Below are 26,770 nucleotides of genomic sequence, written 5' to 3' on the forward strand. Positions count from 1 at the left end.
GGCCGGGAACGGCCCTACGGTTCACAGCATGGGCAGAAGACGTGTGGTGTTGTCGGTGCTCGCCGTCGTGGTGGTCGCCGGTCTCGGGGTGAGCCTGTACCTGTTCCAGCCGTGGCGGCTGGTGACCGACCGCGAGGTGCGCGAGGCGCTGCCCACGGTGACGGAGCCGCCGACGGCCGGCACGAGCGGTCCGCCGGTCACCGGCGGGCCGCCCGCCGACGTGGTCCTGGCCGCCGGTGACTTCGTCACCCACGAACACGACACGTCCGGCCGGGCGCAGCTCATCCGGCTCGCCGACGGCCGCCGCCAGTTGCTGCTGCGGGGCCTGAACACATCGGACGGTCCCGACCTGCGGGTCTGGCTCACCGACCGGAAGGTGCAGCAGGGCCGCGCGGGCTGGCAGGTGTTCGACGACGGCCGCTGGGTGGAACTGGGCCGCCTCAAGGGCAACATCGGCGACCAGGCGTACGACATCCCGGCGTCGGTGGACCTGGACGGGCTGCGCAGCGTGTCGATCTGGTGCAAGCGGTTCGCGGTGTCGTTCGGCGCGGCCCCGCTGGCCGTGGCGGGGACGGGATCGGCGCCGGCCTGATCGGCGCGTCAGCCGCGGCCCAGCAGGCGCAGCGTGTTGCCGCCGGCCACCAGGGCGCGCTCGTCCGGGTCGAGGCCCGCGCCGCGCAGCGCCGCCTCGACCCGCTCCCGGGTGGTCTCCCGTTCGGCGACCGGCCAGTCCCCGCCGACGACCACGTGGTCGACCCCGAGCAGGTCGGTGGCGAAGCGGATCGCCGACGGCGCGAAGCCCATGGTGTCGGCGTAAACGTGGGCGCGACGGTCGGGCGCGCTGAGCAACGCGCCCTCGTCGGTGGCGGCGGCGAGCGCCAGGCCGGCCACCCCGAGCATCGGGAAGACCACGTGCAGGCCGGGCAGCGCGGCCAGGGCGCCGCCGGTGAGCAGGGACAGCAGCGCGGCGGCGTTGATCGTGCCGCGGGCCAGCGACGTGCCGAGCCGGCCCAGGCCGGCGAACTCGGCGGTCAGCGTGGACCTGCTGATCGGATGCGCGAAGACCGGCACACCCAGCTCGGCCGCGGCGGACAGGGTGGGACGGGCGGCCGGGTCGCCGAGCAGCCGCCCGTCCGCGGCGGCGCAGTCGACGACGACGCCCGGCAGGCCCAGCTCGCGGACGGCCCGGACCACCTCCCCGGCGGCCGCGTCGCCGCCGAAGGCGTCGATCGTGGCGAGCCCGGCGAGGCGGCCCGGATTCGCGGCGACCACGGCCGCCAGGTGGTCGTTGAGCCGCCGCAAATCGTCCGGCCGCGTCCGTTCGCCGTGCGGAGTGACCATCGCCGGCGGGGCGCTCAGGACGCGCAGGTCAACGCCGTGCCGGCCGGACTCGGCGAGCAGGCCGTCGAGGTCGGCGACCCGCCGGGCCGTGTCGGCCCAGCGGGTCGCGAGCACGCCGGTGGCGTTGTGCGGCAGCACCGCGGGATAGTCCGGACAGGCGTGGTGGGTGTGGAAGTCGGCGATGAGCATCAGACGTCGAGGAACGTGTAGGTGAAGCCGCGCTCGGCCCGGCGCACGTACCCGGCCGCGGGGAACGGGAAGTGCGCCGGCACGAGCAGGTCACCAGAGTCGGCGGCCCGTTCCAGCAGCCGGCGGCGCTGGTCGGCGGAGTCGCCCGGCACCACGCAGTAGCGGATGCTCCACTCCGGCCGTTCCAGCTGGACGCCGTGGTGCAGCATGTCGCCGGCGAACAGCGCCCGCTGCCCGGCCGACTCGACGACCAGGTAGACGTTGCCGGGCGTGTGACCGAACGCGGGCACCAGGTGCACGTGCGGAGACAGGACGTGGTCGGCCTCGATCAGGTCGAGCACCCCGGCGTCGCGCAGCGGCAGGATGCTGTCGGCGATGTAGTCGCCGGTACGCTGCATGGCCCGCGCGCCGTCCGGGCCGGTCCACCAGTCGAACTCCTCCCGGACCACCAGGTACCGGGCGTTGGGGAAGGTCGGCTCCCAGCCGCCCCGGCCGTCCGCGCTGGTGGCGAAACCGACGTGGTCGACGTGCAGGTGGGTGAAGACGACGGTGTCGATGTCGCCGAGCGACACCCCGGCGCGGGCGAACTGTTCCAGGAACGGCCGGTCCGCCCGGTCGAACACGCCGCCGTTGCGCGGTTTGCCGTTGCCCCCGCCCGCGTCGACCAGGATCAGCCGGTCCGGCGTACGCAGCAGGTGGGCCTCCTGGTTGAGCAGGATCCGGCCGTCGTGGGTGAACGGCTCCCGGGTGTAGAACGCGCCGTCGGTCCACGACTCGGTCGCCAGCTGCGGGAAGAACTCGGCCGGGTCCACGAAGTAGTCGACCTCGCGGATCGGGAAGACCTCGACCTCACCGACTCGGAAGGACCACAGCGGACCCTCGCCCCCGCCGGTGTCGGTCCATCGGGCGTTGCTCATACCATCTCGCTCTCGGGGGTACGGCGGACCTGCGTCCACACTCGGGTGCGCAGCTCGCCGAAGCGGGCGGAGGAACGGGTGCCGATCTGTTCCCGGTCGGCGGGCAGGTCGACCGGGATGTCGGCCTGGACGCCGGAGACGCCGGCGCCGAGCACCACGACGCGCTGACTGAGGTAGACCGCCTCGTCGATGTCGTGGGTGACGAAGACGATGGTCATGCCGTAGCGCTTCCACAGCGTGGCCACCAGGTCCTCCAGGTCGGCGCGGGTCTGCGCGTCGACGGCGGAGAACGGCTCGTCCATCAGCAGCAGCCGGGGCCGGTAGGCGACCGCGCGGGCGATCGCGACGCGCTGCTGCATGCCGCCGGAGAGCTGCCAGGGGTACGCGTCGCCGGCCGCGCCGAGTCCGACCGCGTCGAGCGCGTCGGCGACGAGTTCCCGCCGCCGCGCCCGGCTCAGGTCCAGGTGCCGCAGCGGCAGCTCGACGTTCTGCCGGACCGTCTTCCAGGCGTACAGGCTGCGGCCGTACTCCTGGAAGACGACGCCGAGGCCGGGCGGCGGTTCGGTGACCGGACGGCCGCCGAACCGGACCTGCCCCACGGTGGCCGGCAGCAGCCCGGCGACGATCTTGAGCAGGGTGGTCTTGCCGCAGCCGGACGGGCCGACGAGCGCGACGAACTCGCCCTCGGACACGGTCAGGTCGATCGCGGTCAGCACCTCGACGGTGCGTTCCCGGGCCCGGTAGGTCTTGCCGATCCCGGTGATCTCGAGCAGGGAGGTCATGGTCGCTCCGTGAGTTGTCCGGTGTGGCCGCGATGCCAGCGCAACGCGCGCCGCTCGACGAGCTCGAAGAGTTTGGCGAGCCCGAACCCGAGCAGGCCGATCAGCAGCACCCCGCTCCACATCTGCGGGATGGCGAAGCTGCGCTGGAACTGCACCACTGTGAAGCCGAGCCCGTCGGTGCTCATCAGCATCTCGCTGACCACCATCAGGATGATCGACAGGCCGAGGGCCTGCCGGGCGCCGGCGAAGATCTGCGGGCTCGCGCCGCGCAGCGCCAGCAGGTGCCGGGTGCGGCGCGGCAGCCGGTACGCCGCGGCGGTCTCCAGCCCGACCTCGTCGGCGGCGCGGACGCCGTCGGCGGTGTTGAGCAGGATCGGCCAGACCGCGCCCGCAGTGATGACGACCAGCTTGGTCGTGTCGCCGATGCCGACCGCCACCAGCAGCACCGGGATCAGCACCGGGGCGGGCAGCACCCGGAAGTACGCCAGCAGCGGGCCGGTCAGCGCGCGGGGCACCGCCCACCGCCCGATCACGAAGCCGAGGACGACGCCCGCGGCGAGCGCGATCGTGTAGCCGGCGGCGAGGCGCCACAGACTGGGCACCACGTCGCGGACGAACGTGTCGGAGAACCACACGTCCCGGAACGCCTCGACGATCGTGCGCAGCGGCGGCAGGAACACGTTGGTGCTGCCGTCGCTGGCCACCCACCAGGCGGCCACGAGCGCCGCGGGCAGGCCGAGCGCGTAGCCGAGGGCCTTCATGCCAGGGCCTCCCGGCGGGTCGCCACGTGCCAGTGCAGCAGCCGCCGCTCGGCCAGCCGGGCGAGCTGGTCGAGGCCGATGCCGAGCCCGCCGGTGAGCAGCACCAGCGCGTACATGCCGGTGGACTCGCCGGACTCCTGGCTGCTCCAGATCATCTCGCCGAGTCCGGCGGCGCCCATGACCAGCCCGCCGGTCAGTGCGAGGGCCAGCGCGACCGAGACGATCAGGCGCAGCGCCGTGCCCAGGTACGGCAGCACCGTGGGCCAGGTGACGTGCACGATCCGGGCCAGCCGGCCGAGCCGGAAGGCACGGGCGGTCTCGACCGCCACCCGGTCCACGTCCCGCAGGCCGTAGAGCACCTGGAACACGACGATCCAGAAGCAGGACACGGCGACGAGCAGCACCGTGATCTGCCGGACGTCGAGCACGAGCACCAGCACGGGGATCAGCACGATCGACGGGACCGGCCGCAGGAAGTCGAGAGTGGAGGAGGTGGCCCGGCGCACCTGGGGCACCGAGCCGAGCGCGAACCCGGCCAGGATGCCGGCGGCCAGCGCGATGACCAGGCCGACCGCCACCGCCGCCAGCGTACGGCCGGTCGCCGTCCAGAACCGTTCCCCGGTGAGCAGGCGCAGCGCCTCCGGAACCACGGCGCTCAGCGGCGGCACGTAAGCCGGGTCGAAGAACAGGCGGGCGAGGATCTCGTAGGCCGTTGCAGCGCCCGCCAGGCCCAGGGCGCCGAGCCACCCCCTTCTCACTTGAGGATCAGTTCGTCGAGGTCGGGTGTGGTGGTGATGAGCCCGTCGCGCTGGGCGTAGCCGGCGAGCTTCTCGGCGGCCTGCCGGCTGACCTCGTCACGCAGGCCGGTCAGGGTGATCTTCGCGGCCACCTCCGGCTTGATCTCGGTGAACGTGGGGATCTTCGCGCGCACCTCGTCCTCGTGGTCGCGGGCGTACGCGTACGCCTCCCGCACCGCGTCCCGGAACGCGGTGACGGTCTTCGCGTTCTTCGAGGTGTAGGAGCCGGCCGCGTACCAGGCGGAGACCGTGAGGTCGGGCGCCAGGTCGGTGAAGCCCCAGCCGACCGGCACCGCGCCCTGCGCCTTGGCCGCCGACAGGAACGGCTCGACCACCCAGGCGCCGTCCACCCGGCCCGTGCTGACCGCGGCGGGCGCCTGCGGGAACGGGATCTCGACGAGCTTGACCTTCGTCGGGTCGCCGCCGTCGGCGCGGACCGCCTCGCGGGCCGCCGCGGCGGCGATGTTGGTGAGGACGTTGACCGAGACGGTCTTGCCTTCGAGCTGCTTGGCGCTGGTGATGCCGGAGTCGCCCTTGACCACCAGGGCGCCGTAGTCGGCGCCCTCCTTGCCGGTGGACGCGGACGCCGGCACCACTGCCTTGACGTCGAGGCCCTTGGACCGGGCCACGATCAGCGTGGTGAGGTCGCCGGTGGCGAAGTCGACCTTGCCGGCCAGCACGGCCGGCACGGAGGTCAGGTCGGAGGTCTCGGTGTCGACCTCGACCTTGAGGCCGTGCTTGGCGAAGATGCCGCGCTCCTGGGCCAGGTAGATGGGCGCGAGGTGGCCCAGCGGCGACGAGGCGAGCCGGACGGTGGTGAGGCCGTCGGCGCTCGCCTCGGCGGGCTCGTCGTTCCCGCCGCAAGCGGCGAGCGACGTGGTGAGCAGGACGGCGGCGAGGGCGCCGGCGATCCGGCGGCTTCGGGTGGTCATGCGGTCGGCTCCTCAAAGCGCAGGCGCAGGTCGAGGTCGTGGACGTGGTCGGGGAACGGCACCGGGCCGCCGAGCGGCTCGGCGCCGATGCTGGAGACGGCCGCCTCCTCGATCGCCACGACGAGGCTCGCGGCGTGCCGGGCGGAGTCGCCGGCGACGAGCAGGCCGTGGTTGCCGAGCAGGATCGCGTACGTGCGGGGGTGCGCCGCGAACGTCTCGGCGATCGACCGCACCGCCTCCTCGGTGCCGCGCGGCGCCCACGGCGCGACCGGGATGTCGACGGGCTGGCCGTGCACCAGCAGGGCCTCGTACCGGGCCGGCAGCGACACGCCGGCGAGGGCGTAGCTGGTGGCGTACGGCGAATGGGTGTGGATGACGGCGTTGACGTCGGGCCGGGCCTGGTAGACGCCGATGTGCATCTTCAGGATCGCGGCCACCGACGGGCTGGGCGTTCCCTCGTGGACGGTCCCGTCGAGGCCGACCACGACGACGTCGTCGTTGACGGTGCGCAGCGCGGGCGCCGCGACCCGCAGGTCGTCGGCGGGCCACGGGCGCAGCAGTTCCCCGGCGTTGACGAGGAGGCGGTCGTCGTGGCCGGGAATCCGGACGCTGATGTTGCCGTGTCCGCTGGCCGACATGGCCGAGGCGGCGAAGAGCTTGTTGATGCCGGCGGTCAGGTCGACGCGGGCTTTCTGGACAGGGTCGTGCTGAGTCATGGCGTGTCGGGCCTTAAGGAGTCGGCCGCGCCCAGGAGGGCACGACGAGGCGACGTGTGCGAAGCGAGCCGGTGGGGCTCAGCGGCGACAGAGCGCGCTGGACGTACGGCCCTGGTCGAGGGCTCGTCGGGTGGTCAGCAGCGCGGGCATAACCCTACTATAACCCTAGGGAATGTAGGCGATCAAGGGGTGCCCGGCCCGGCCCCCGCGTGACAGGATCGGTCAGGTGCCCAAGGTCAACGTTTATCTGCCCGACGCCCTCGCCGACCGCGTCCGAGACGCCCGGCTGCCGGTCTCCCGGATCTGCCAGACCGCGCTGACCCAGGCGCTGGACGGCGCCGTGGGCGCGACTCACGAGACACCCACCACCCGGGCGCTGCCCGCCAGGCTCACCCTGACACCGCCCGCCAACCACCACGTGGCGGCGATCCTGCACCAGGCGTACGCCCTCGCGTCCACCTCCGGCGCGGGCACGGTGGAGCCGGTCCACCTGCTGCGGGCCTTCCTCGACGAGGGCGAGAGCCTGGTGCTGAACACCGTCGAACTGCTCGGCTTCCCCGCCGCCACGATCCGCGCGGCCCTGGGCGAGACCCCCGCCACCGCGGCGACGCCCACCGAGCCGGCCACCTCGCCGGCCACCCGGGCGGTGCTGGCGGCCGCCGCCGAGCAGGCCACCGCGCACGCCTCGGCCGTCACCACCGGCAGCCACCTGCTGCTCGGGCTGCTGCGCGACGACGGCGAGGCGGGCGCCGCGCTGCGCCGCACCGGGGTGAGCGCCGTCGTCACGCCCGCCGCGCTCTCCGCCCTCTACTACGGCGTCGCGTTCGGGCGGATGCTACCCGGACGCGACGCCGACACGACGGTCCTGCGCGTGATGATGCACGACGTCCTCGACCGCCTCGACCGGCTGCAGAAGCGGCTCGACGCGACGGACGCCTGACGCGCGGCGCAGAGGACGGTCGCCACTGATCGCGCCGGGGCCTCGCCTCAGGCCCCCGACCAGCGCGAAGTCGCGTCCACACAGCGGACGTTACATTGACACTTTTCGTTACGCCGGTGATAGTAACCGCACACCGACACCACCAAGGGCGCCTACGCGTCAGTCGCTGGAGGACCCATGAGAAGGAGATCGAGAATCTACGCGGGACTGGCCGCCGCCGTCGTTTTGGCCGCCTCTGTGACCATGACGTTCGGCGCGGCGCCCGCGGGCGCCGCGATCGGCGGCTCCGGCCCCTACCCCGCCGACTACGAAACCTCGTCCACCCTGGCCAACCACACCATCTTCCGGCCCCAGACCCTCCCGTCCGAACGCCTTCCCATCCTGGTCTGGGGCAACGGCGCGTGCTCGGCCAACGGCCTGTCCCAGGGCAACTTCCTCCGCGAGATCGCCTCCCACGGCTTCCTCGCCATCGCCAACGGCGCGCCGAACGGCTCCGGCTCCACCAACGCCCAGATGCTCACCCAGTCCATCGACTGGGCGGTGGCGGAGAACTCCCGGTCGGGCAGCAAGTACTTCAACCGGCTGGACACCACGAAGATCGCCGTGGCCGGCTTCTCCTGCGGCGGCCTGGAGGCGTACGCCGTCTCCAACGACCCGCGCGTCACCACGACCGGCATCTTCAGCAGCGGGCTGCTCAACGACGCCGACGACTACCAGTTGCGCCGGCTGACCAAGCCCATCGCGTACTTCATCGGCGGGCCCAGCGACATCGCCTACCCCAACGCCATGGACGACTGGGGCAAGCTGCCGTCCGGGCTGCCCGCGTTCATGGGCAACCTGAACGTCGGTCACGGCGGCACCTACGACCAGCCCAACGGCGGCGAGTTCGGCCGGGTGGCGGTGCTCTACCTGAAGTGGCGCCTGAAGGGCGACGTGGGCGCCGGGGCCAACTTCGTCGGCCCGGACTGCGGCCTGTGCCGCACCCAGTGGACGGTCCAGCAGAAGAACCTGACGCTCGACCCGCCGCCCACCACCACGCCACCCCCGACCACGCCACCCCCCACCACGCCGCCGCCCACGACTCCCCCGCCCACTACGCCGCCGCCCGGCGGAGGCCCGTCCTGTTCGGCCGCCTACGTGGTGCAGGACCAGTGGAACGGCGGGTTCGTCGCCACCGTCACCGTCACCGCCGGCACCACGGCGCTGACCGGCTGGCGGGTGACGCTCGCCCTGCCGGGCGGCGCGTCGATCAGCTCGTTGTGGAACGGTGTGCCCAGCGGCACCAGCGGCACCGTCACCGTGGCGAACCAGAGCTACAACGGGCAGGTCGGCGCGGGCCAGACCACCACCTTCGGATTCCAGGGCGCCGGCAACGGCAGCGGCGCCACCGTCACGTGCGCCGGGAGCTGAGACACGACTGACACGGCGGCGACGGCCGCGTCCGGCCCGGCGGGAGGTGAGTGACGTCTCGCCGGGCGCCGGACGGCCGCCGCACCGCCGTCACGGCCGGTGCGAGCCCGCCGCCGGAGTCCTTCGACGACGCGCCCTACGGCAGTTCGTGGAACACACCGGCTGCAACGTCACCCGGCGCACCTGGACCGACATGCTGGCCCAGGAACTCGTGCTGCTCTGATCAGCGCCTGCCACCGACACCGGGTTGCTGACCGGGTGACGTCACATCGACGTGGCGCGGGCGGCGGTGTCGATGAGGTCCGCGACGGCGCCGGGCTGGGAGACCGTCACCGCGTGCGACGCGGCGACCTCGACGGTCGTGGACCCGGCCCGCTCGGCCAGGAAGCGCTGCAGGTCCGGCGGGATCGCCAGGTCCTGGCCGGTGACCAGCGTCCAGGACGGAATGCTCCGCCAAGCGGCCCGGGTCACGCTGTCGGTCAGCGTGTTCGCCGCGGTCGGCCGCTGCGTGGCCGCCATCACCGCGGCGGTGTCCCGGGGAACGTCGGGGGCGAAGAAGTCCGGGTAGGTCTCCTGCTTGACGTACTGGTCCATGTCCGCGCTGCCGTCCTGGGCGGGAATCGGCACCGCCTGGATGTTGTCGGCGAGCATGCTGCCGGGGAACCGTGCGTTCAGGTCGGCCACCGACTCGCCGACGTCCGGGCTGAAGCTGGCGACGTACACCAGGGCCCGGACGTTGGCCGCGCCGTCCGCGGCCTCGGTGATGACCGCGCCGCCGTACGAGTGGGCGGCGAGCACGACCGGCCCGGGCAGGCTGTCCACGAGCGCGCGCAGGTAGGCGGCGTCCCCCCGCACGCTGCGCAGCGGATTCGCGACCGCGATGACCGGGTAGCCGCGGCGCCGGAGATCGGCGATCACCCCGTTCCAGCTGGACCCGTCCACGAATGCCCCGTGAACGAGGACGACGGTGGGCATTCCGGTCGGGTCAGGCGCAGCGTTCATCTGACATTCCTTTCGGGTGATCTGCCACGGAGAGCCAGACAGCACAGGGCGACCGGCCGGCGCCGCCGGTTCGACGTTTGCAAAACAAATATCCGGCACTGACGGAACGCCTGTCAGCGGGATTCGGAAAACGCTGCCGCGAAGACTGCGCGCCCTCCCGCCGCTATGCGAGGACTCGACTTCGCGCAACCGGTTCCCACAATTCTTCGCCTGAGAAGAAGCTGAGAGTGCGGTGCGGCGGACGGCAGTCGCCGGGACCGAACATGCTCTACTACGCCGAGGGCATCCATTCCGACGCCACAATCCAGTTCCCCGGTTTTCGGGGCTGCGCTTTTCTCAATGCGGCGACGGAATATCCGGACGAGAATCATCCGGGCCCATCAGGATGCCATCGCCCACCGCCAATGTTCCTCGTGGCACCAACTGGCCGGGCGGTGACGGGGTGCGTCGGCGGCTGAGCGCGGCGGGAAGCTGCCCGGTCGGCCGGCTACCGGGCGAGCCGGTTCCGTTCGTAGTGGCCTGTGAAGTCGAAGAAGCGCAGCCCGTCCACAGTCGCGTCGGCGGCGATCTGCTCCGCCGTCCAGACATGGTCGGAGTAGTCGTCCATCGCGACGCCGCCCCGACCGAGCAGCGTCAACGTCAGGCGACGGACCTCCACCGTCCCGTCGACCCGGCCCGAGACGTCGACCTGCACCGCCCACCTCGGCCGGTCACCGCGGGCGCGGCTCAGGGCCCGCACCGCCGCCGGCTCCCAGTCCGCGTACAGGTGCTCGTCCTCGCCGGTCAGATCCGGGTACAGGCATCCGTCCACCAGCCACGGATGTCTCTGATCCGGCGACAGCCGGTCGAGCAGGGCGACGACGGCGGCCTGCGCCATGGCCGGGAAGACGAAGACGGTACGCACGCCACGAGCGTCGCACGCCGCAGCCGATCCGACAGCGCCCCGCCACTGCGACCTGCCGGCGTGCGGGCAGGCGTTCAGCCGTTGCTGGGACTGGAGATCCCGCGCCTCGCGAAGGACTCGGCGACCTCGTCGAAGGCCGCGACGGCCAGCTCCGGCCGCGCGGCGGCCCCGGCCAACGGCAGCTCCACCTGAGGGTCGTAGCCGGACAGACCGGTGACCGCCTCGACGACCGCGCCGAGCTGGTGCACCGCCGCGACGACGGCCCGGGCGTCACCGCCCCGGTACCAGTACGGCACGGTGACACTGACCTCGTCCGCGTAGTAGCTGACCTGGACGCCGGTCGGCTCGTGCGTCAGCTCGTAGTTGTCGGCCCCCTCGAACACGGAGACCTCACCGAGCACCTGCCGCGCCGCCGCCACGATCCGGTTCCACGCCTCGGCGCGCGGACGCTCGTCGCTGTCGGCCTCCGCCGCCGCCTCCAGGGCGTCCTCCCAGGACTGGTCGTCGCCTCGGGGTACGAAGATCAGGTCATAGCTCATGACGAAGGACCGTACATCCAGGCGCTTTGATGCGCCGGTCGACTCCGCCTACTGGTGATCAGGATGACCTGGACGAGTCAGCACATCGTCCAGTCCTCGACGGTCAAGACCAACTCCTCAGCGCGAGTGGTCGAGATGCGATGTCGTTTGGCGATATCCGCCAGCACCGCTCCCTCGCTGACCTCGACATTGTCCTGTGTTGCTTGGTTGAACTCCCCGCTGAGCCCGTATGCCTGCGCGGACGGGACTCGACACTTGTCCGGCTGGCTCAGCTTGTCGCGGACGATGGCCTGGTGGAGCTGGTAGCCCTGCCAAGAGGCGGCGTCCCCTTTGGCGGCGTCCGCCCAACGCCCCTCAGGCGCCCATTCGAACGCCGCGTAACTGGGCGACACCTCACGTCGGTCGTATGTGATCACGATCGACAGCGCCTGCCATCCCTGCCCTCTGTGGTTCTCCACGATACGTGTCGCGACGTCGATGACCTGCTGAACGCTGACGGGGTAGACGTGCAGTTCCACCCGCAGGGCTAGACGGCGAGCGCCGGAGCCGGAACTGACGTCTCGGCGCTCGAAGATGTCGTAGGCAGGCAGCACTTGCCTTGTACTCGCTGGGCGACTCGCCCCTACCGGTGGCGTGGAAGGCGGCGTGGCCGACGGGGTAGGCAGAGCGGTGGTGCGAACCGGCTCGGGCGTGCGCGTACTCGGTGCTGGCGTTCGCTCGATGGTAGGGGAGGCTGGGGCAGGTTGCGAAGGTGACGCCCCGCCGAGGAGAAGGCCGACAGCGGAGAGAGCACCTCCGCCGATGCAGCAAAGGAAGAGACCACCGACAACTGCCACCGACAGGACGATCCCTACCCTCATGCCCTTCCCGGGAGCCCTGGCCGCATACTGCGCCGGGGGTCGCCCTGAAGGCGTCGCCGCGTCGGTTCCAAGCGGATTAACGAACGGATCCGGCGGATCGGGCGTCTGCTGCACGGCAGCTCCAATGGGAGGGCGTACAAACGATTGTCGACACCGCCGCGGTCCCTTACGTTCCACCGAACAGTGGAACTACGAACTGGCTGAACGTTCACGGCTGCGAAGTGACACCCGAGCGTAGGGTCCCGCAGCTACCGGAACGCCTTGCGCTCAGAATAGCCGCCAGCACCTGGAACGAACGACGTCCAGGAAGCGGTCGCCAGCGGCAACGAATCGAAAACGCCACGTCCAAAGGGATGCGTCTCACGTGATGCTTGGCGAGCCTCCGGCTCGCTCTGCCGATGCGAGTGCCTCCTCGGTCTGTCGCACGACAGCGGCATCGGGTATCGGCATCTGGGCCGGACTACGGCGCAGAAGCGGAGCGGCGATGTCCTCGGCAGGTCACGGGCGACGCCGATCTGCCCGTACGGCCGCCCACGGCGACCCGTTCGAAGGGTCGATCACGATATATGCGGGTGCCACGCTGGCGGGCATGCCGAGCGAGCAACGGGAACAGTGGGTCCGGATGGCACGTGCCGCACTGATCATCGCCGCGATGCGACGGTCGCTGCTGACCTACGGCGAACTGGGCCAGGCGATCGGCATGGCCGGCGTGGATCTCCGCAACCAGATGCGCCACGTTCTGGCCCGGGTGGCCGAGGAGTGCACCGCCGCCGGAGAGCCTTCCCTACCTGCGCTGGTCGTCAATGCCACCACTGGTCAGCCAGGCTCCGGCTGGATCGACGGCGCGGTCCGCTGGCACGCGGAGGTGCAGAAGCTGTTCCGGCACTGGAACTCACCGCGCTGAGCCGGTCCCACTTCTGTTGGCGCACCGGCCCTCCGCGCCCACGTGAACGCACCCTCAGTCCCACGTAGCGCGCCGGTTCACTGACCGTTACTCGTCCGTGTTCGCCACTCGTCCAGGCGCGTACCGGCGATGCGGGCGCCGTCGGCGGGAACCAGCGAGCGTTCGGCCACCGCGGCACCGAAATAGCGGGCGCCGGGATCACCCACCACCGAACGAGTATCCCGCTGAGCGTCGAGGACGGATCGTCCCAGTTCGTCGAGGCGGAACTGCTCCGGGCCGCCGACCTCGACCACGGCGTACGTCGGCGCGCCGACCACGACCTCGGCCACTGCGGCGGCGACGTCGTCCGCTGCCATCGGCTGGATGAGCACCGGCGCGAGGTGCACGGTAGCGCCGTCCGTGGCGGCGTCGACGATGCCCTGGAGGAACTCGAAGAACTGGGTGGCGTGCACGAGCGAGTACGGGAGCCCGGACGCCGCGATGAGCTGCTCCTGGGCGACCTTCGCCCGCATGTATCCGCTGTCCGGAAGCCGTTCGGAACCCACGACGGACAGCGCCACGTAGTGACCCACCCCGGCGTCCGCGGCGGCGGCGAGAAGGTTGCGCGTGGACGTCTCGAAGAACTCCAACGCGGCGCTGCCCTCCAGCGACGGCGAGTTCGACACGTCGACGACGGCGCCGGCGCCGGTCAGCGCCTCCGCCACTCCTTCGCCGGTCAGCGTGTTCACGCCGGCCTTCGGCGACGCCGCCACCGCTTCGTGGCCCTGGCATCGAGGATCTTCACGAGCTTGGAGCCGATGAGCCCACTGCCACCGATGACGACGACCTTCATGATCGAGCCCCTCCCTGGTCGGCACTGGCTGATTGGCGCTGCCACCAGTAGGACGGAAACCCTGCGCGGACGCAGGAAATTCGCCGAGAACAGCTCGACGGAGATCGTCCGGCTTCGACTGGAAGATCCCGGGCGGTCACGCCGGGGCGTAGCGGCGCACTCCGTCGACGTCGGCAGCCTTCAGCCGCCCCTGCGCCACCAGCAGGTCGAGGTGGGCGGCCGTCTCGGTGACGGCGAGCATCTGGTTGAACAGGTCCAGGTCGGCGAAGGCACGCTCCCGCCTGGTCCAGGTCAGTTGACCCGCCGCCTCGTAAGCCGTCGTCGCGTCACGCACGACCCCGCACGCCTGGTCGAGTCGCTTCGCATGATGGTGCAGGAGTTCGTCGACGCGCGCGTGGACACTCGGGCCGACCGGGCCGTGCGCGGGCAGCATCCGCTGGTCGGGCAGAGACCGGACCAACCGCAACGAATCCAGGTAGTCCCCGAGTGGCAGCGCCGCGGCCGCCGCCTCGAAGCCGATGGACGGTGTGATGTGCGGAAGGACGTGGTCGCCGGTGAACATCAGCTCCGCGTCGCGATCGAGGAAGACGACGTGCCCACGGGTGTGTCCAGGGGTCGCCACCACCCGCAGGGTCCTGGTCGGTAGGACGACGTCGGTCCCCCCGGCCAGCCAGTCGTCCGGTGCCGCCCAGTCCGTCGGATCATGCCGCGCCGACTCGGCCCGCGCGCGCAGCGCTTCGACGATCTCGCCCGCACCGCATCGCGTCAGCGCCTGCCAGTGTTCGGACATCGGCCGGTGGCCCGGAGTCGACAGCTCGCGGATAGAGGGTTCCTCGCCCTCGCCGAGGCTCACCGTGGTGCCGAACTCGCGCCGTACGGCCACCGCCATCGCGTAGTGGTCGCGGTGCACGTGCGTCACGAGGAACCGGCGCACGTCCGCAAGGCCCGCGCCCAGTGCAGCCAGGGCCGCATCCAGTGTCTGTCGGGCCGCCGTGATGGCCCAGCCCGAGTCGACCAGCACGAGGCCGTCGTCACCGGCCAGGGCGTACACGTTCACCGATCGCAGACCGTCCTGCGGTAGCGGCAGCGGAATGCGGTACACCCCGGCGGCCACCTCGAACACGCCCGGACGCGTCCAGTCCGACGTCACGTCATCGGGCTCGACCCGCATCGCTGCTGCCCCCACCATTCGCCGTCCTCCATCCAGAGCATGACCGACACGACTGTGTCACTTGCGCTTGCGGATCTCCTCGGCGGCCTGGGGGACGACCTTGAACAGGTCGCCGACCACGCCGTAGTCGGCGAGTTCGAAGATCGGCGCTTCGGCGTCCTTGTTCACCGCGACGATGGTCTTCGAGGTCTGCATGCCGGCCCGGTGCTGGATCGCCCCGGAGATACCCAGCGCGACATACAACTGCGGAGACACGGTCTTGCCGGTCTGGCCCACCTGGAACTGGTGCGGGTAGTAGCCGGAGTCGACTGCCGCGCGGGACGCGCCGACCGCGCCGCCGAGCAGGTCGGCGATCTCCTCGACCAGCTTGAAGTTGTCCGCGTTACCGACACCCCGCCCGCCGGACACGACTACGGAGGCTTCGGTCAGTTCGGGGCGGGAGCCCTTCTGCTCGGCGACCCGCTCCACGACCTTGGCGAGCTTGTCCGCGTCGGTGACCGACACGGTCAGCTGCTCCACCGCCGGGCTGGCCGCGGCCGGGACCGGGTTCAGCGAGTTCGGCCGGACGGTGACCAGCGGCAGACCCTTGGTGACCTTCGCCTTGACGATCGTGGAGCCGGCGAACGCGACCTGGGTGGCGGTGCCGTCGGCGGCCAGGCCGACCACGTCGGTCAGGATGCCGTTGTCCAGCTTCACCGCCAGCCGCGCGGCGATCTCCTTGCCCTCCTGCGACGAAGCGAGCAGCACCGCCGCCGGCTGCACCCGCGCGACGAGGTCGGCGACCACAGTCGCCTTCGGGGCCACCAGGTAGCCGTCGATCTCCTCACCCTCGGCCGCGTAGATCTTCTCCGCCCCGTACTCACCCAGCTTGCCGCTCAACGCCTGCGCCGCGCCGGCGCCGCCGAGCACGACGGCGCTCGGGGTGCCCAGCTCGCGGGCGAGGGTGAGCATCTCGCACGTGACCTTCTTGACGCCGAACTCACGGGTGGCTTCGACGACGACGAGAACCTCAGACATGTCAGTGACCTCTCACACGAACTTCTCGGAGGCGAGGAACTCGACCAGCTTCACGCCGCCCTCGCCCTCGTCGGTGATCTTCTCCCCGCCGGAACGCGGCGGCCGCTTCGAGTGCTCCACCACCGCGCTGGTGGCGCCGTCGAAGCCCACCTCCGCCGCGGCCACACCCACATCGGCCAGGGAGAGCGTCTGCACCGGCTTCTTCTTCGCCGCCATGATGCCCTTGAACGACGGGTACCGCGGCTCGTTGATCGTGTCCCACACCGACACCACAGCCGGGGTCGAGGCGGTCACCACCTCGTAACCCTCCTCGGTCTGCCGCTCCACCGTCAGGGCCGACCCGTCCACGGTCAGCTTCCGCGCGCCGGTCAGCGCGGCCACACCCAGCCGCTCGGCGATCATGTGCGGCATCACCTGCACCCGCCCGTCGGTCGACTCCGCACCGCACAGGACCAGATCGGCGCCCAACTGCCCGAGCGCCGCGGCGAGGACCTTCGAGGTCGCCACCGCGCAGGAACCGTGCAGCGCGTCATCCACCACATGCACGGCCTTGTCCGGGCCCATCGACAGCGCCTTACGGATCGACTCGGTCGCCCGGTCCGGACCCATCGTCAGGATGGTGACCTCACCACCATGCGCTTCCTTGATCTTCAACGCCTCTTCGATGGCGTACTCGTCCATCTCATTGATCACGTTGTTCGCCGAACCGCGGTCGACGGTGTTGTCGTCAGAACGCAGGCTGCGGTCCGCGCCCGAATCAGGCACCTGCTTGACGAGTACGACGATATTCATCGCTTCGATCACCTTTCCTGTCTCGCGGCGTCACGCATGCTCCGGGCGTCCTGGCCACCGAGGGAGTCACTGCCCACCTCGGCATTGTGCGCGTGGGCCACGTGGTGCAGCCCGAACACCGAATCCATTCCGTCCCGCAGGCCCATGAGGTCCTCGGCCTGGTTGACCGCCTTCTTCGTCAGCGCGAGACCCAGACGCGGCATCTGCGCGATCCGTGCGGCGAGCCCCATGACCTCCGCCTCGAGCTCGTCTCTGGCGACCACCCGGTTGACCATGCCCAGCTCGGCGGCGCGCGCCGCCGGCATCCGGTCGCCGGTGAAGAGGAACTCCTTGGCGAAGCGCGGACCCATCACCCACGGATGGGCGAAGTACTCGACGCCGGGGATCCCCATGCGGACGACCGGATCGGCGAAGAACGCGTCGTCCGAGGCGACGATCAGGTCGCACGACCAGGCGAGCATGAGGCCCCCGGCGATGCACGCTCCCTGCACCATCGCGATCATCGGCTTGGGCAGCTCACGCCAGCGGCGGCACATCCCGAGGTACACCTCGGACTCCCGGGCGAACCGGCTGTCGGCCCCGGCCTTGCCCACATGGTCCCACCACAGTCCGGCCCGCCTGTCGAACGACGAGTCGATGTCCCGGCCCGGCGTACCGATGTCGTGGCCGGCCGAGAAGTGCTTCCCCGCGCCCGCCAGGACGATGACCTTCACCTCGTCGTCCGCGGCCGCGCGGTAGAACGCGTCGTCGAGCGCGTAGGTCATCGCCGAGTTCTGCGCGTTGCGGTACTCCGGCCGGTTCATCGTCACGACGGCCACCGGCCCCCGCGTCTCGTACCGGACGACCTCCGCCGCCGCCTGCGGGTCCACGCCGCTGGTCTCGCTCATCTGGATCTCCTTCTCACGGGTCGGTGTACGTCGCGCGGGGCCGGCGGTCAGGACGCGGGGCGCACGCCGGTCAGGCCGACACCGAGGTCGTCCAGCAGAGCCGACCGGTGCCAGGCGGCGCTGCCCCACGACGACTCCAGAGCCCACGACCGCTTGAGGAACAGGTGCAGGTCGTACTCGGTCGTGTAACCGATCGCGCCGTGGCACTGCAGGGCGGCCCGGCCCACGACGTGCGCCGCCTCGGACGCCAGCGCCTTGGCCGTCGCCAGGGAACGCAGCCGGCCCGGGGCGCCCGCGGCCAGTTCGAACCCGGCCGTCGCCACCACCGGTACGGCGAACTCCAGGTGCAGCAGCGCCGTGGCGAGGTGGTGCTTGACCGCCTGGAAGCTGCCGATCGGCACCCCGAACTGCTCCCTGGTGCGGACGTGCTCGACAGTGAGGTCGAGCATCCGCCGGGACAGCCCGATGAGCTCGGCCGAGGTCGCCAGCACTCCGCGCTCCCAGGCCAGCCGCACCACCTGCGGGTCGTCCACCGCCGCCACGAGCCGCGCGCCTGCGTACCCGGTCAGGTCCAGCGCGACGTCCACCGACGGCGACGTCGAGACCGCCGCGTCGGACACGTCGAGAATCTCGATGCGCCCCGTCCCACCGAAGCCGCCACGCAGCACCAGGTCGACACCGGAACCGAACGCGACATGCCCGGTCTCCGCAGGGTCGACGCCGACCGTGAGGCTCCCGTCGACGAGCTTCGCCAGCAGGTCCGGAGCGCCCGCGGCGAGCACCGCCGGGGCGACCGCGAGGGTCGCCGTGAGCGGCAGCGGCGCGGCGGCGTACCCGATCTGCGCGAAGACCGACACGAGGTGGTTCTCGTCCACGCCCAGCCCTCCGTCGTCCTCGGCCACCAGCAGCCCCGCAACGCCGAGACCGGCCAGGCTCTCGGCCAGTGCGGCCACCTGCGCCGATCCGGCTCCGGCGCGTACCGTCTGCGGCGGGCACCGGTCGGTGAGCACCTGACGGACGACCGCCTCCAGCTCCCGCTGCTCGTCACTCGGAGCGAAACGCACGCCTGATCACCTCCTCGGCAGGCCGAGCAGGCGCTCGGCGATGATGTTGCGCTGGATCTCGTTGGTGCCCGCGTAGATCGGGCCCGACAGCGAGAACTGGTAGCCGCGGGTCCACGGGCCGTCCACGAGCGCGTCCGGGCCGAGCAGTTCCAGCGCCGTCTCGTGCAACGCGATGTCCAGCTCGGACCAGAAGACCTTGTTGAGGCTCGAACGTGCGCCGGACGGACGACCCTCGACGATGTCGGTGACCTGAGCCAGCGTGAACTGCTGGTAGGCGTGCGCCTGCATCCACGAGCGCGCCACCCGGTCGCGGAGCAGGTCGGTCGCCGCCTCGCCCCGCTCGCCCGCGAGCGCCACGAGCGCGGCTGCCGCCTTGAGGAAACGCCCCGGTGAGCGCAGCGTCAGTCCCCGCTCCGAGCCGGTCGTCGACATCGCGACCGACCAGCCCTGGTCGACGCCGCCGAGGACCGCCGAGTCCGGTACGAACGCGTCCTCGAAGAACACGTCAGCGAAGCCCTCGTCACCGTCGAGCCGGTCGAACCCGCGCACCGTCACGCCCGGGGTGTCCAGCGGCACGAGGAAGTACGTCAGTCCGCGGTGCCGCTGCGCCTGCGGGTCGGTACGGAACAGCCCGAACAGGTGGGTGCAGAACGCGCCCCGGGTCGACCAGGTCTTCTGCCCGCTCAGGCGCCACCCGCCGGCCTGCTCATCGCGTACCGCCCGGGACGTGATCCCGGCCAGGTCGCTGCCCGCGCCCGGCTCGGACCAGCCCTGGGCCCACAGGTCCTGCGCCGCCGCCATCCGCGGCAGCAGCTCGTCCTGCTGCTGCTTGGTGCCGAACTCGAAGATCGTCGGGGCCAGCAGGAAGATGCCGTTCTGCGTCACCCGCTGCGGCGCGCCGGCCCGGTAGTACTCCTCCTCGAAGATGAGCCACTGCCAGATCGAGGCCTCGCGGCCGCCGTACTCCTGCGGCCACGACACGACCGACCACCGGTCCGCGTGCAGTGCCCGCTCCCACTCCAGGTGGGCGGCGAAGCCCGCCGCGGTGTCCCCGGAGGGCAGCGGCTGCCGCGGTACGTTCGCGGTGAGCCAGTCGCGGGCCTCCGCACGGAACTGCTCGTCCTGTGCCGACCAGGTCAGATCCATCTCAGTCCCGTCCCGTCCCGGCGGAAACCGTCGCCGGCGTGTCGCGGTAGCGGCGTAGTTGCGTACGCGCCACCGTGCGCAGGTGCACCTCGTCCGGGCCGTCGGCGATGCCGAGGATGCGGGCGCTCGCCCACATCCGGGCGATCGGGAAGTCGTCGGTGACCCCGCCGCCGCCGTGCGCCTGGATCGAACGGTCCAGCACGTTGCGGGCGACCCGGGGCGCGACGACCTTGATCGCGGCGATCTCGGTCGCGGCGCCCTGGATCCCGACCTGGTCGATGAGCCACGCCGCCTTGAGCACGAGCAGGCGCGCCTGCTCGATCTCCATGCGGGACTCGGCGATCCAGTTCCGCACCACGCCCTGGTCGGAGATCGGGCCGCCGAACGCCTCGCGGGCCGTCGTCCGGCGCACCATCAGCTCGAGGCCCCGCTCGGCCATGCCGACGCAGCGCATCGCGTGGTGGATGCGGCCCGGGCCGAGGCGGGCCTGGGCGATGGCGAAACCCTCGCCCTCGGCGCCGAGCAGGTTCGTCACCGGCACCCGCACGTCGTCGAACCGGATCTCACAGTGGCCGTGCTGGTCGTGGTAACCGAAGATCGGCAGCGACCGCAGAATCGTCACCCCGGGGGTGTCGACCGGTACGAGGATCATGGACTGCTGCCGGTAGACGGCCGCCTCCGGGTCCGTCTTGCCCATCAGCACGAGGACGGCGCAGCGCGGGTCCGCGGCGCCTGTCGTCCACCACTTGCGTCCGTTGATGACGTACTCGTCGCCGTCACGCACGATCGAGGTGGCGATGTTGCGCGCGTCGGAGGAGGCCACGTCCGGCTCGGTCATCGAGAAGCCGGAGCGCATCGTGCCGTCGAGCAACGGGGCGAGCCACCGCTGCTTCTGCTCGGGCGTGCCGAACATGTGCAGCAGCTCCATGTTGCCGGTGTCCGGCGCGGCACAGTTGATCGCCTCGGGGGCGAGGTAGGGCGAGCGTCCGGTCTCCTCGGCCAGGTAGGCGTACTCGACGTTGGTGAGGCCGGACAGGTCGGGCAGGAAGAGGTTCCACAGCCCCAGCGTGCGCGCCGTCGCCTTCAGCTCCTCGACGACCGGCGGCAGGACGTGGGACACCCCGCCGTTCTCGCCGGCCGCGGCGGCGAGCTGGGCGGCGTACACCTTCTCGGCGGGGTAGACGTGCTCGGTCATGAACGTGCGCAACGTCGCGAGCAGTTCGCTCGCGCGCGGGCCGGGGCCGAGGTCCATCCGGGTCAGGTCGGTCGCGTCAGCCACCGTCACTCCTTGCCTGTGCTCGTGCGGAGGGCGATCTTGCCGCGAGCGCCACGGTTCAGCACCGTGCCGAGCGCGCGGGCGGCCTCCTCCAGCGGGAAGACCTCGCTGACGTGCGGCCTCAGCCGGCCGGCGGCGATCCACTCCAGCACCGTCGTCATGTTGGCGGCGTTCGCCGCCGGGTCGCGCCTTGCCCAGGCGCCCCAGAGGACCCCCAGCACCGCGCCCTCGGTGAGCAGCAGCCGGTTCAGCTTGACCTGCGGGATCGTGCCCGCCGCGTAGCCGACGGTGAGGAACCTCCCGGCCCACGCGAGGGCGCGCAGCGCCGCGGTGGCGGCGTCGCCACCGACGGGGTCGTAGACGACGTCGGCGCCGGCGTCGCCGGTCAGCGCGCGCACCGTCGCGGTCAGGTCGTCGTAGCCGATGGCGTGGTCGGCGCCGTGCGTCAGGCACAGCTCACGCTTGTCCTCGCTCGACGCGGCCGCGATCACTGTCGCGCCGAGGGCCTTGCCGATCTGCACGGCGGTGAGGCCGACGCCGCCGGAGGCGCCGAGCACGAGCAGCGTCTCGCCGGCGGCGAGGCGGGCCCGGTCGACGAGGCCGTGGTAGGACGTGCCGTAGACCACGGGGATCGTGCTCGCCTCGACGAGGTCGACGCCGTCGGGCAACGGGTGGACCATGCGCGCGTCGACGAGCACCTGGGTGGCGTAGCCGCCGATGCCGCAGAAGCCGACGACGCGGGTGCCGACGGGTGGGCCGGTCACCCCGTCGCCGAGCGCCGCGACCGTGCCGGCGACCTCGCAGCCGGGCACGAACGGCAGCTCCGGCTTGGTCTGGTAGGTGCCGGCGACGATGAGGCCGTCGGGGAAGTTCACCCCCGCGCCGGCGACGTCGACGAGCACCTGCCCCGGTCCGGGCTGCGGCTGCGGCCCGTCGGTGACCGTGAGCACCTCGGGACCGCCGAGCTCGCGCACCACCATCGACCGCACGGCTCAGCCCTCGCTGCCCGGGCGCGCCGCCTTGTCGGTGCCGGCGAACTCGTCGCGGATCCGGTCGGCGACCCCGGTGAGGTTGAGCTCGAAGGTGAAGCCCTGCTCGAAGCGGTAGCTGCGGTTGACGTCCCACAGGTCGATGCCGTTGAGCGAGGCCTTGGCGGCGCGGATCACCGTGGGGTCCTTCTCGGCGATGCTGGTCGCGACGGCGAGCGCCGTCGCGCGCAACCGCTCCCGGGGTACGACGCTGTGCACCGAGCCGTACGCGTGCAGCTCCTGGGCGGTGGCGGTGGCCGAGGTGTAGACCATGGCGCGCATCCGGTGCTGGGGCACCATCCGGGACAGGTGGGTGGCCGCGCCGAGGGCGCCGCGGTCCACCTCGGGCAGGCCGAAGGTGGCGTCGTCGGAGGCGACGATGACGTCGGAGTTGCCGACCAGGCCGATGCCGCCACCGAGGCAGAAGCCGTGGACGGCGGTGACGACCGGGACGGGGCACTCGTAGACGGCCTTGAACGCGGCGTAGCAGCCGCGGTTGGCGCCGAGCAGCGCGGTGAAGCCGTCGGTGTGCTGCATCTCCTTGATGTCGACGCCGGCGTTGAAGCCGCGGCCCTCGGCGCGCAGCAGCACGACCCGCACCGACTCGTCGGCGCCGACGGCGTCGAGGGCGGCGGCGAGCGCGAACCAGCCGGCCACCGGCAGCGCGTTGACCGGCGGGTTGTCCACGACGATCTCGGCGATCCCGTCGGCGTGCACGGTCGTCGTCACCGACGGGTGGCTCGTGGGGTTCATCCCTGCTCCTCGGTGGTCTCGGGCCGCTCGCCGGCCTCGACGGCGACGTCGAGGGGCAGCACGAATGTCGCCCACGCGGTGACGGCCTTGTCGCCGCTCTGCCGCCGGCAGGTCAGCTCGACGTCGACGCGGCCCTCACGGCCGTCCTCGCTTTCGAGCACGTAGGTGCGCAGCGGAACGCCGTCGAGGGTGAGGACGTCGCCGGGCCACACCTGGGCCAGGAACCGGATGCGGAAGTCCCGCACGTTGGGGCCGCCGAGCCAGTCGGTGGCGTAGGTGCCGAGCAGGCTGGCCTGCCACATGCCCACCGAGAAAGGGCTCGGGAACCCGGCCGCCTTGGCGAAGACCTCGTCGTGGTGGATCGGGTTCATGTCGCCCGAGGCACCCTGGTAGCGGACGAAGTCGGTGCGGGTCACCGGGCCGTACGTGCGCGCCGGAGGGGTCGCCGGGACGGGCAGGGCGACCTCGGTCGTACGGGGACCGGCGGTGGCCGTCGTGTCGCTCATGCGGACGCTCCGTCCTGTGCCGCGTCCCCGGTGGCCGGCGGGCGGGCCGTCTCGACACCGGTGAGCTTGGCGCGGGCGACGAGACGCCCGGTCTCGTCGTGGAAGTCGGTGTACATCACGGCGAACGTCATCTCCCCGCCGCGACGCCCCACCTTGGTGTAGATCTCGCCGATGCGCGACTGGCAGGTGAGCCGGGTGCCGGCGCGGGGCGGCTCGCCGAAGAAGGTGTACTGCTGCTCGGCGTGCAGGCCGCGCTGCTGGTCGAGCTCGACCGCGGACCACGGGTTGGAGTCCTCGCCCTGCCAGAAGAACGTCGTGGTGAGGAACGTCGGCTGTACGACCGGGTTCTCCTCCCGCAGGTAGTCCGCGTCAGCCGCTCCGGTGGCCAGCGCGAACTCGCGGATCTTGCCGCGTTCGACGTCGAGCCGGAAGGGGGCGCCGGTGACGCCCTGCGCGTCGGGGTTGGCCACGACGTGCTCCTTTCGTTGGTCCGCTGCGAGCCGGCACGGTCGCCGGCGCGCAGCGGGTGGTCACGGGTGCTGGCTCGAGACGGACACGACCTCGCCGGTCATGTACGACGAGTAGTCACTGGCAAGGAAGACGATCACGTTGGCGATCTCCCACGGCGTCGCGGCCCGGCCGAACGCCTCCTGGGCCGAGAGCTGGGCGAGCAGCTCGTCGCTGGTCACCTTGGCCAGATGGGCGTGCATCGCGATGCTCGGGGACACCGCGTTGACCCGGATGCCGTGCTCGGCGACGTCGAGGGCCGCGCAGCGGGTCAGCGCCATGACTCCGGCCTTGGCCGCGGCGTAGTGCGCCTGCCCCTTCTGGGCGCGCCAGCCGATGACGGAGGCGTTGTTGACGATGACCCCCTTGCCGGCCGGGATCATGTGCCGCAGCACCGACCGGGTCGCCTTGAACGTCGAGGTCAGGGTCACCGACAGGACGGAGTCCCACTGTTCGTCGGTCATGTCCTGCACCGCCGCGGTGCCGCCGAGGCCGGCGTTGTTGACGAGCACGTCGATGCCGCCGAACTCGGCGGCGACGGTGTCCATGAGGTGGTCGAGCTGGGCCTGGTCGGTGACGTCGCAGGGCACCGCGAGCGGCCGGGTCCCGGTGAGGCGCTCGATCTCGTCGGCCGACGCGGCGAGGCGGCGCTCGTGACGGTCGCTGACGGCGACACGCGCGCCTTCCTCCGCGGCGCGGCGCGCCGTGGCGAAGCCGATGCCGGTGCCGGCCGCGGCGGTGACGAGCACCGAACGCCCGGAGAGCAGCCCGTGGGCCGGGCCGGCCCAGTCGGCGACGTCGGTGTGACCGGTGTCAGACACGGGCGGCCATCTCCTTCGCGATCTCCTCGACGGTCCAGCGGGCGCCCTTGTCGATCGTCCAGTCGTAGCTCCACGGCGCGCAGCGGCGGATCTCGCCGCCCTTGGCGTAGTACACCTCGCCGGTCACCGGCACGTCGGCGGTGAGCAGCCAGGCGACGAGCGGGGAGACGTTGCCCGGGTGGTAGACGTCGAACACGGCGGGGTCGGCCGGGGCGGCGACCATCTCGCCGATGCCGGGCAGGTCCTGGGTCATCCGGGTACGCGCGACCGGGACGATCGCGTTGACGCGTACGCCGTAGCGGCTGATCTCCTGGGCGAGGATGACGGTGAGGGCGGCGATGCCGGCCTTGCCCGCGCCGTAGTTCGTCTGCCCGACGGCGCCGATGATGCCCGAGGTCGACGAGACGTTGACGATCGAGGCGACCGGCTGGTTGCCGGCCTTGGACTCGGTGCGCCAGTGGTCGGCGAACACCCGGCACGGCGCGAACGTCGCGCGGAGCTGGCCACGGATGACCGCGTCCCAGTCGTCCTCGCTCATGTTGACGAACATCCGGTCCCGCAGGATGCCGGCGTTGTTGACGAGGCCGTCGACGCGTCCGTAGGTGTCGCGGGCGAGCGCGAGCAGCTCGCGGGCGCCCTCGGTGGTGGCGACGTCCGCGGTGCTGGCCACGGCCCGCCCGCCGGCGTTCGTGATCTCGGCGGCGACGGCCTCGACGACAGAGGGGTCGCTGCCGGTGCCGTCGGCGGCGGCGCCGGTGTCGGCGACGACGACCGAGGCGCCTTCGGCGGCGGCGAGCAGGGCGTGCTCACGGCCGAGGCCGCGGCCGGCACCGGTGACGACGACGACGCGTCCCTGCAGTGCTCCCATGACTACTCCTCCTTGTGCCCGGCCGGGGTCGACGCGACCGGCGCGGGCACGCCGAGCCGGTCGAGGGTCCGGGTGGCCTCGTCGATGATGCGGTCGATGAGCTCGGCGACGCTCGGTACGTCGTCGATCAGTCCGACGACCTGGCCGGTGGCCATGACGCCGAGGTCGGTCCTGCCCTCCAGCAGGGCCGACCGGTAGAGCATCGGAGCGTTTGCCGCCATGACGACCTGGCTCCACGTCAGGTCGTGGGCCTTGCGCATGGCCAGGCCCTCGCGGACCATGTCGCCCCACGGCGTGCCGGACAGCTTCTGGAAGGCGAAGGCGTTGCGTACGGCCCGAAGCACCCGGCCGGCGGCGGAGGTGCGCTCCAGCTCGTCGATCGTGCCGGCGCGCAGCACGCGCTGCGGCACACCGTCGACCTGCAGGGTCAGCACGGTGTCGTTGACCGTCTTGGACAGGTAGACGTCCTTCACCGACGGCTGCACCGGCGAGTCGCTGGTGAGCAGGAAGCGGGTGCCCATGGCGACACCCTCGGCGCCGTAGGCGAGCGCGGCGACGAGGCCGCGGCCGTCGAAGAAGCCGCCGGCCCCGATGACCGGGATGTCGACGGCGTCGACGACCTGGGGCAGCAGCAGGCTGGTGGGCACCCCGCCGGTGTGGCCGCCGCCCTCACCACCCTGCACGATGACGGCGTCGGCGCCCCACGCGGCGACCTTCTCGGCGTGGCGGCGCGCGCCGATCGACGGGACGACGACGAGGCCGGCGTCCTTGCACCTGGCGATGAGTTCCTGCTTGGGGGCCAGCGCGAAGGACGCGACCTTGACGCCGGCCGAGATGAGCAGGTCGATGCGCTTGACGACGTCCGGCTGGTCGGCACGGATGTTGACGCCGAACGGCGCGTCCGTGCCGGCCTGGATCTGCTCGACGGCCTCCACGAGCTCGTCGTAGGAGAGCAGGCCGGCCGCGAGGATGCCCAGTCCGCCGGCGTTGGCCGTCGCGGTGGTCAGGCGTACGTCGGAGACGTAGCCCATGCCGGTCTGGACGATCGGGTACCGCACCCCGAACAGGTCGGTCGCCCGGGTACGCAGCGTCGGGTGCATCCCGCGGC

The 26,770-nt window shown here is 71.7% G+C and carries 31 protein-coding genes; 5 read left to right on the top strand and 26 right to left on the bottom strand.

What is annotated here, in order from left to right:
• Positions 1 to 28: 28 nt before the first annotated feature.
• A complete protein-coding gene (locus HA073_RS13445; RefSeq protein ID WP_166456527.1) occupies positions 29 to 592 on the top strand; it encodes a DM13 domain-containing protein in 564 nt (187 codons plus the stop codon).
• 8 nt (positions 593 to 600) lie between these two features.
• On the opposite strand, the gene HA073_RS13450 is transcribed toward HA073_RS13445, so the two are convergent.
• From HA073_RS13450 to HA073_RS13480, 7 genes are read right to left on the bottom strand one after another with little or no spacing between them, the layout of a single operon-like run.
• Positions 601 to 1,530 (bottom strand): amidohydrolase family protein, encoded by a 930-nt coding sequence (locus HA073_RS13450; protein WP_166456528.1) that lies wholly within the window; start codon positions 1,528 to 1,530, stop codon positions 601 to 603.
• Positions 1,530 to 2,447 carry an MBL fold metallo-hydrolase gene (locus tag HA073_RS13455; RefSeq protein WP_051610992.1) on the bottom strand — a complete coding sequence of 306 codons (918 nt, stop codon included), beginning with the start codon at positions 2,445 to 2,447 and terminating at the stop codon, positions 1,530 to 1,532. Before HA073_RS13455 ends, HA073_RS13450 begins: the two co-directional genes overlap by 1 nt.
• Positions 2,444 to 3,229, bottom strand: coding sequence for an ABC transporter ATP-binding protein (locus tag HA073_RS13460; RefSeq protein WP_113974335.1), 786 nt, complete (start codon positions 3,227 to 3,229; stop codon positions 2,444 to 2,446). The genes HA073_RS13455 and HA073_RS13460 overlap by 4 nt, the downstream gene beginning before the upstream one ends.
• Positions 3,226 to 3,990, bottom strand: coding sequence for an ABC transporter permease (locus tag HA073_RS13465; protein ID WP_166456529.1), 765 nt, complete (start codon positions 3,988 to 3,990; stop codon positions 3,226 to 3,228). The genes HA073_RS13460 and HA073_RS13465 overlap by 4 nt, the downstream gene beginning before the upstream one ends.
• A complete protein-coding gene (locus HA073_RS13470) occupies positions 3,987 to 4,748 on the bottom strand; it encodes an ABC transporter permease (RefSeq protein WP_166456530.1) in 762 nt (253 codons plus the stop codon). The genes HA073_RS13465 and HA073_RS13470 overlap by 4 nt, the downstream gene beginning before the upstream one ends.
• A complete protein-coding gene (locus tag HA073_RS13475) occupies positions 4,745 to 5,719 on the bottom strand; it encodes an ABC transporter substrate-binding protein (protein ID WP_166456531.1) in 975 nt (324 codons plus the stop codon). The genes HA073_RS13470 and HA073_RS13475 overlap by 4 nt, the downstream gene beginning before the upstream one ends.
• Positions 5,716 to 6,435 (bottom strand): class II aldolase/adducin family protein, encoded by a 720-nt coding sequence (locus HA073_RS13480; RefSeq protein ID WP_113974339.1) that lies wholly within the window; start codon positions 6,433 to 6,435, stop codon positions 5,716 to 5,718. The genes HA073_RS13475 and HA073_RS13480 overlap by 4 nt, the downstream gene beginning before the upstream one ends.
• 226 nt (positions 6,436 to 6,661) lie before the next feature.
• Between HA073_RS13480 and HA073_RS30590 the strand changes: the two genes are divergently transcribed.
• The 3 genes from HA073_RS30590 (at position 6,662) to HA073_RS30595 (ending at position 9,008) form a co-directional block, all read left to right on the top strand.
• A complete protein-coding gene (locus tag HA073_RS30590; protein ID WP_166456532.1) occupies positions 6,662 to 7,375 on the top strand; it encodes a Clp protease N-terminal domain-containing protein in 714 nt (237 codons plus the stop codon).
• Positions 7,376 to 7,552: 177 nt separating this feature from the next.
• Positions 7,553 to 8,785, top strand: coding sequence for a cellulose binding domain-containing protein (locus HA073_RS13490; RefSeq protein ID WP_166456533.1), 1,233 nt, complete (start codon positions 7,553 to 7,555; stop codon positions 8,783 to 8,785).
• A gap of 46 nt (positions 8,786 to 8,831) precedes the next feature.
• Positions 8,832 to 9,008, top strand: coding sequence for a hypothetical protein (locus HA073_RS30595; protein ID WP_223201123.1), 177 nt, complete (start codon positions 8,832 to 8,834; stop codon positions 9,006 to 9,008).
• Between the two features lie 41 nt (positions 9,009 to 9,049).
• Here HA073_RS30595 and HA073_RS13500 read toward each other — a convergent pair whose 3' ends face one another.
• From HA073_RS13500 to HA073_RS13520, 4 genes are all read right to left on the bottom strand, one after another.
• The gene (locus tag HA073_RS13500; protein ID WP_043324784.1) at positions 9,050 to 9,787 is read right to left on the bottom strand and encodes an alpha/beta fold hydrolase; all 738 of its coding nucleotides are present in this window, start codon (positions 9,785 to 9,787) and stop codon (positions 9,050 to 9,052) included.
• 487 nt (positions 9,788 to 10,274) lie between these two features.
• Positions 10,275 to 10,691, bottom strand: a complete 417-nt coding sequence (locus tag HA073_RS13510; RefSeq protein ID WP_166456534.1) for a hypothetical protein — start codon at positions 10,689 to 10,691, stop codon at positions 10,275 to 10,277.
• Positions 10,692 to 10,765: 74 nt separating this feature from the next.
• The gene (locus HA073_RS13515; protein WP_166456535.1) at positions 10,766 to 11,230 is read right to left on the bottom strand and encodes a hypothetical protein; all 465 of its coding nucleotides are present in this window, start codon (positions 11,228 to 11,230) and stop codon (positions 10,766 to 10,768) included.
• 77 nt (positions 11,231 to 11,307) lie between these two features.
• The gene (locus HA073_RS13520; protein ID WP_064446321.1) at positions 11,308 to 11,823 is read right to left on the bottom strand and encodes a hypothetical protein; all 516 of its coding nucleotides are present in this window, start codon (positions 11,821 to 11,823) and stop codon (positions 11,308 to 11,310) included.
• A gap of 856 nt (positions 11,824 to 12,679) precedes the next feature.
• Between HA073_RS13520 and HA073_RS13525 the strand changes: the two genes are divergently transcribed.
• The gene (locus HA073_RS13525; protein WP_064446322.1) at positions 12,680 to 12,994 is read left to right on the top strand and encodes a hypothetical protein; all 315 of its coding nucleotides are present in this window, start codon (positions 12,680 to 12,682) and stop codon (positions 12,992 to 12,994) included.
• Positions 12,995 to 13,071: 77 nt separating this feature from the next.
• On the opposite strand, the gene HA073_RS13530 is transcribed toward HA073_RS13525, so the two are convergent.
• The 15 genes from HA073_RS13530 to HA073_RS13600 form a co-directional block, all read right to left on the bottom strand.
• Positions 13,072 to 13,722 (bottom strand): SDR family oxidoreductase, encoded by a 651-nt coding sequence (locus tag HA073_RS13530; RefSeq protein WP_281606315.1) that lies wholly within the window; start codon positions 13,720 to 13,722, stop codon positions 13,072 to 13,074.
• A 240-nt stretch (positions 13,723 to 13,962) separates the two neighbouring features.
• A complete protein-coding gene (locus tag HA073_RS13535; protein WP_166456536.1) occupies positions 13,963 to 14,997 on the bottom strand; it encodes an MBL fold metallo-hydrolase in 1,035 nt (344 codons plus the stop codon).
• A 57-nt stretch (positions 14,998 to 15,054) separates the two neighbouring features.
• Positions 15,055 to 16,014, bottom strand: coding sequence for an electron transfer flavoprotein subunit alpha/FixB family protein (locus HA073_RS13540; RefSeq protein WP_166456537.1), 960 nt, complete (start codon positions 16,012 to 16,014; stop codon positions 15,055 to 15,057).
• Positions 16,015 to 16,026: 12 nt separating this feature from the next.
• A complete protein-coding gene (locus HA073_RS13545; protein WP_166456538.1) occupies positions 16,027 to 16,806 on the bottom strand; it encodes an electron transfer flavoprotein subunit beta/FixA family protein in 780 nt (259 codons plus the stop codon).
• Between the two features lie 8 nt (positions 16,807 to 16,814).
• Positions 16,815 to 17,693 carry an enoyl-CoA hydratase gene (locus HA073_RS13550; protein ID WP_166456539.1) on the bottom strand — a complete coding sequence of 293 codons (879 nt, stop codon included), beginning with the start codon at positions 17,691 to 17,693 and terminating at the stop codon, positions 16,815 to 16,817.
• 47 nt (positions 17,694 to 17,740) lie between these two features.
• Positions 17,741 to 18,757 (bottom strand): acyl-CoA dehydrogenase, encoded by a 1,017-nt coding sequence (locus HA073_RS31130; RefSeq protein WP_166456540.1) that lies wholly within the window; start codon positions 18,755 to 18,757, stop codon positions 17,741 to 17,743.
• A gap of 6 nt (positions 18,758 to 18,763) precedes the next feature.
• Positions 18,764 to 19,903 carry an acyl-CoA dehydrogenase family protein gene (locus HA073_RS13560; RefSeq protein WP_166456541.1) on the bottom strand — a complete coding sequence of 380 codons (1,140 nt, stop codon included), beginning with the start codon at positions 19,901 to 19,903 and terminating at the stop codon, positions 18,764 to 18,766.
• A 1-nt stretch (position 19,904) separates the two neighbouring features.
• Complete coding sequence (locus HA073_RS13565) at positions 19,905 to 21,155, bottom strand: acyl-CoA dehydrogenase family protein (RefSeq protein ID WP_166456598.1); 1,251 nt, start codon at positions 21,153 to 21,155, stop codon at positions 19,905 to 19,907.
• Positions 21,156 to 21,184: 29 nt separating this feature from the next.
• Positions 21,185 to 22,159, bottom strand: coding sequence for an NADPH:quinone oxidoreductase family protein (locus tag HA073_RS13570; RefSeq protein WP_104113746.1), 975 nt, complete (start codon positions 22,157 to 22,159; stop codon positions 21,185 to 21,187).
• A 12-nt stretch (positions 22,160 to 22,171) separates the two neighbouring features.
• The gene (locus HA073_RS13575) at positions 22,172 to 22,960 is read right to left on the bottom strand and encodes an enoyl-CoA hydratase family protein (RefSeq protein ID WP_166456542.1); all 789 of its coding nucleotides are present in this window, start codon (positions 22,958 to 22,960) and stop codon (positions 22,172 to 22,174) included.
• Complete coding sequence (locus HA073_RS13580; protein WP_043324816.1) at positions 22,957 to 23,466, bottom strand: MaoC/PaaZ C-terminal domain-containing protein; 510 nt, start codon at positions 23,464 to 23,466, stop codon at positions 22,957 to 22,959. Before HA073_RS13580 ends, HA073_RS13575 begins: the two co-directional genes overlap by 4 nt.
• A complete protein-coding gene (locus tag HA073_RS13585) occupies positions 23,463 to 23,936 on the bottom strand; it encodes a MaoC family dehydratase N-terminal domain-containing protein (protein ID WP_069090084.1) in 474 nt (157 codons plus the stop codon). The genes HA073_RS13580 and HA073_RS13585 overlap by 4 nt, the downstream gene beginning before the upstream one ends.
• 60 nt (positions 23,937 to 23,996) lie before the next feature.
• Positions 23,997 to 24,794 (bottom strand): SDR family oxidoreductase, encoded by a 798-nt coding sequence (locus HA073_RS13590; RefSeq protein WP_069090083.1) that lies wholly within the window; start codon positions 24,792 to 24,794, stop codon positions 23,997 to 23,999.
• Entirely contained in the window at positions 24,787 to 25,662 is an 876-nt protein-coding gene (locus HA073_RS13595; protein WP_064446330.1) for an SDR family NAD(P)-dependent oxidoreductase, read from the bottom strand. Before HA073_RS13595 ends, HA073_RS13590 begins: the two co-directional genes overlap by 8 nt.
• 2 nt (positions 25,663 to 25,664) lie before the next feature.
• Entirely contained in the window at positions 25,665 to 26,762 is a 1,098-nt protein-coding gene (locus HA073_RS13600) for a nitronate monooxygenase (protein ID WP_205797289.1), read from the bottom strand.
• Between the last annotated feature and the right edge of the window lie 8 nt (positions 26,763 to 26,770).

Origin of the sequence: Micromonospora sp. CMU55-4 (genome assembly GCF_011602315.1) — a bacterium.
Lineage (GTDB): Bacteria > Actinomycetota > Actinomycetes > Mycobacteriales > Micromonosporaceae > Micromonospora > Micromonospora chalcea.